The following is a 2,688-nucleotide window of genomic DNA, read 5'->3' as shown; positions in this document are numbered from 1 at the left end:
GGGGGCGCGCGCGGCGGCGGCCCGCCGGGCGCCGGCGGGGCGGCCGGCGCCCGCGCCGGCCCCCGCCGCCCCGCCGCCCGCCGAGGACCCGCACCCCGCCAGCGTGCTCCCGGCCACCGCCGCCAGCAGCGCCCGCCGACTCAGTGCCACACCCGTCTCCTCCGCGATGACCCGATCCGCTCGTTATGAATATGAACGGACTAATCGTCATCGCCCGCAACTCGCCGACCCGGCCGACGCCGACCCCCTTCACCGACCCGCCCCCCGCCCGTGGGCCCCGGCTCACCCCTGATTCACCACCACGGGTAAGGAGCCGAACGGACCCGCCCGCCCCGACCCGGAGGACCCGATGCCCGCCGACCACGACACCCCACGCCCCGCCCGCCGCGACCTCCTCCGCACCGGCCTCACCACCGGAGCCGCCGCCGCCCTCGGCCTCGCCGCAACTACCCCCGCCGCCGCCTCCGCACCCGGCGCACCCGCCACCCCGGGCACCCCCGGCGCCCCCGGCACCGAACGGACCCTCACCCTCACCGGCCACCTCCCCACCGGCGCCCCCGACTTCGTCTACCTCCCCGTCGAAGTCCCCGCCGGCGTCCGCGAGATCGCCGTCAGCTACGGCTACGACAAGCCCCCGGTCCCGGCCGGCACCCCCGGCAACTCCTGCGACATCGGCATCTTCGACGAACGCGGCACCGACCTCGGCGGCCCCGGTTTCCGCGGCTGGTCCGGCGGTTTCCGCACCGAGTTCAGCCTCGCCCGCGACGCCGCGACCCCCGGCTACCTCCCCGGCCCGATCAACCCGGGCACCTGGCACCTCGTCCTCGGCCCCTACCAGATCGCGCCGCAGGGGCTGGACTACCACGTGCAGGTCACCCTCCGGTTCGGCGCCCCCGGGCCGGCGTTCGCCCCGCACTACCCGTCCGAGCGGGCCCGCAGCCGCGGCCGCGCCTGGTACCGGGGCGACTGCCACCTGCACACCGTGCACTCCGACGGACGGCGCCTCCCGGAGGAGGTGGCCGCCGGAGCCCGCGCGGCCGGCCTGGACTTCATCGTCTCCACCGACCACAACACCAGCTCCTCGCACGCGGTCTGGGGCCCGCTGGCCGGCCCCGACCTGCTGATCATCCCGGGCGAGGAGATCACCACCCGCAACGGCCACTGGCTGGCCCTCGGCCTCGAAGCGGGCCAGTTCGTCGACTGGCGCTACCGCTCCCGCGACGAGGAGTACCCGCGCTTCGTCCGTCAGGTCCATCGCGCCGGCGGCCTGGTGGTGCCCGCGCACCCGTACTGCCCGTACGTCGCCTGCCAGTGGAAGTTCGGCTACGAGCAGGCCGACGGCGTCGAGGTGTGGAACGGGCCCTGGACGTACGACGACGAGTCCGCGGTCGACACCTGGGACGGCCGGCTCGCCGTCGCCCTGCGCGAGGGCCGTTCCTGGCTGCCCGCCCTGGGCAACAGCGACGCGCACAGCGCCCCGCAGGTCATCGGCTCCCCGCACAACGTCGTCCTGGCCGAGGACCTCACCCGGGACGCGATCCTCGACGGGCTGCGCGACGGGCGCAGCTGGCTCGCCGAATCCGCCGCCGTCCAGCTGGAGTTCACCGTCACCGGGCACGGCCGCCGGGCCGGCATCGGCGAGGAGCTGGCCGTCCCGGCGGACGCCCCGCTGGACGTCCGGCTCACCGTCTCCGGCGTCCCCGGCGGGACGGTCCGCCTCCTCACCGACGAGGGCCAGCTGCACCAGGAGTCACTGCCCGCCGACGGCTCCGGCACGGTGGTCTGGCGCACCACCGCCTCGCTCGCCGCCTACGTCCGGGCCGAGGTCCGCCACCCGAAGCCGGACGGGTCGCCCGGCAAGGGCAACGCGATGGGCCCGGACCTCCCCTGGGGTCCGATGGCGGCCCTCACCAACCCGATCGTGCTGCGCGTCGAGGACCGCTGAGGCGTCCGGAGCAGGAGTGGGGACGACTCGGGGCACCGGCGTGGACTAGGTTGATCCCCGAAAGCACCAGTCGTAGGGACGAGGCGGTCGGCTGTCCGTATCCGGGCCGGCCGGCCCTTCCGCACTCCGACCGCCTCGCCCCGGCTACCCGTCCGTCCCCGGCCCGCGAAGGGATCAGCAGCTGTGAACCGTACGACCGTAGGTGGGCCGGAGCTCGGGGGCGGCCGGGGCGCCGGCGGCGTCCTCGTCCTCGTCGACCCGGCCGGGGCCGGCCAGAGCCCGGTCGCGAGCCGGCTCGCGGAGGAGCTGCACCCGAGCGTCCACCTGCGTGCGCACGACTTCCTGCGGGTCATCCGGCGCGGCCAGCTCCCGCCGCACCTCCCCGAGGCCGAGCGGCAGAACACCACCGCCCTCGCCGCCGCCGCGCAGGCCGCCTTCGCCTACGCGACCGGCGGCTACCAGGTCATCGTCGAGTGCCCGGCCGCCCCGCCCACCCTGGACACCTTCCGACGCGAGAGCCGCACCACCGGCGCCGCCCTCCACCTCGTCGTCCTCCAGCCCACTCCGGGCGCCGTCCCCGGCCCGCACACCCTGGACACCAGCTCCCTCACCCCCGCCGGCGCCGCCGAGTCCGTCCTCGCCGCCCTCACCCGCCGCACCCACCTGCTCGGCTGGTGACCCCGGCCGGGGGGGGGGGGGGCGCCGCCCCCGCCGGGCGGCCGGGGGGTTATATAGACGTAGAG

At 76.5% G+C, this 2,688-nt stretch carries 2 protein-coding genes; both read left to right on the top strand.

The window, feature by feature from the left end; genetic code table 11:
• Positions 1-349: 349 nt before the first annotated feature.
• Positions 350-1,945 carry a CehA/McbA family metallohydrolase gene (locus tag ACFV61_RS29515; protein WP_380494914.1) on the top strand — a complete coding sequence of 532 codons (1,596 nt, stop codon included), beginning with the start codon at positions 350-352 and terminating at the stop codon, positions 1,943-1,945.
• 183 nt (positions 1,946-2,128) lie between these two features.
• The gene (locus tag ACFV61_RS29510; RefSeq protein WP_380494910.1) at positions 2,129-2,623 is read left to right on the top strand and encodes a hypothetical protein; all 495 of its coding nucleotides are present in this window, start codon (positions 2,129-2,131) and stop codon (positions 2,621-2,623) included.
• Positions 2,624-2,688 lie beyond the last annotated feature (65 nt).

This window comes from Kitasatospora sp. NPDC059817 (assembly GCF_042731835.1).
In the GTDB taxonomy this organism is placed as follows: domain Bacteria; phylum Actinomycetota; class Actinomycetes; order Streptomycetales; family Streptomycetaceae; genus Kitasatospora.
Note: the sequence above shows the minus strand (reverse complement) of the source record. Positions and strands in the feature narration are given on the sequence as shown.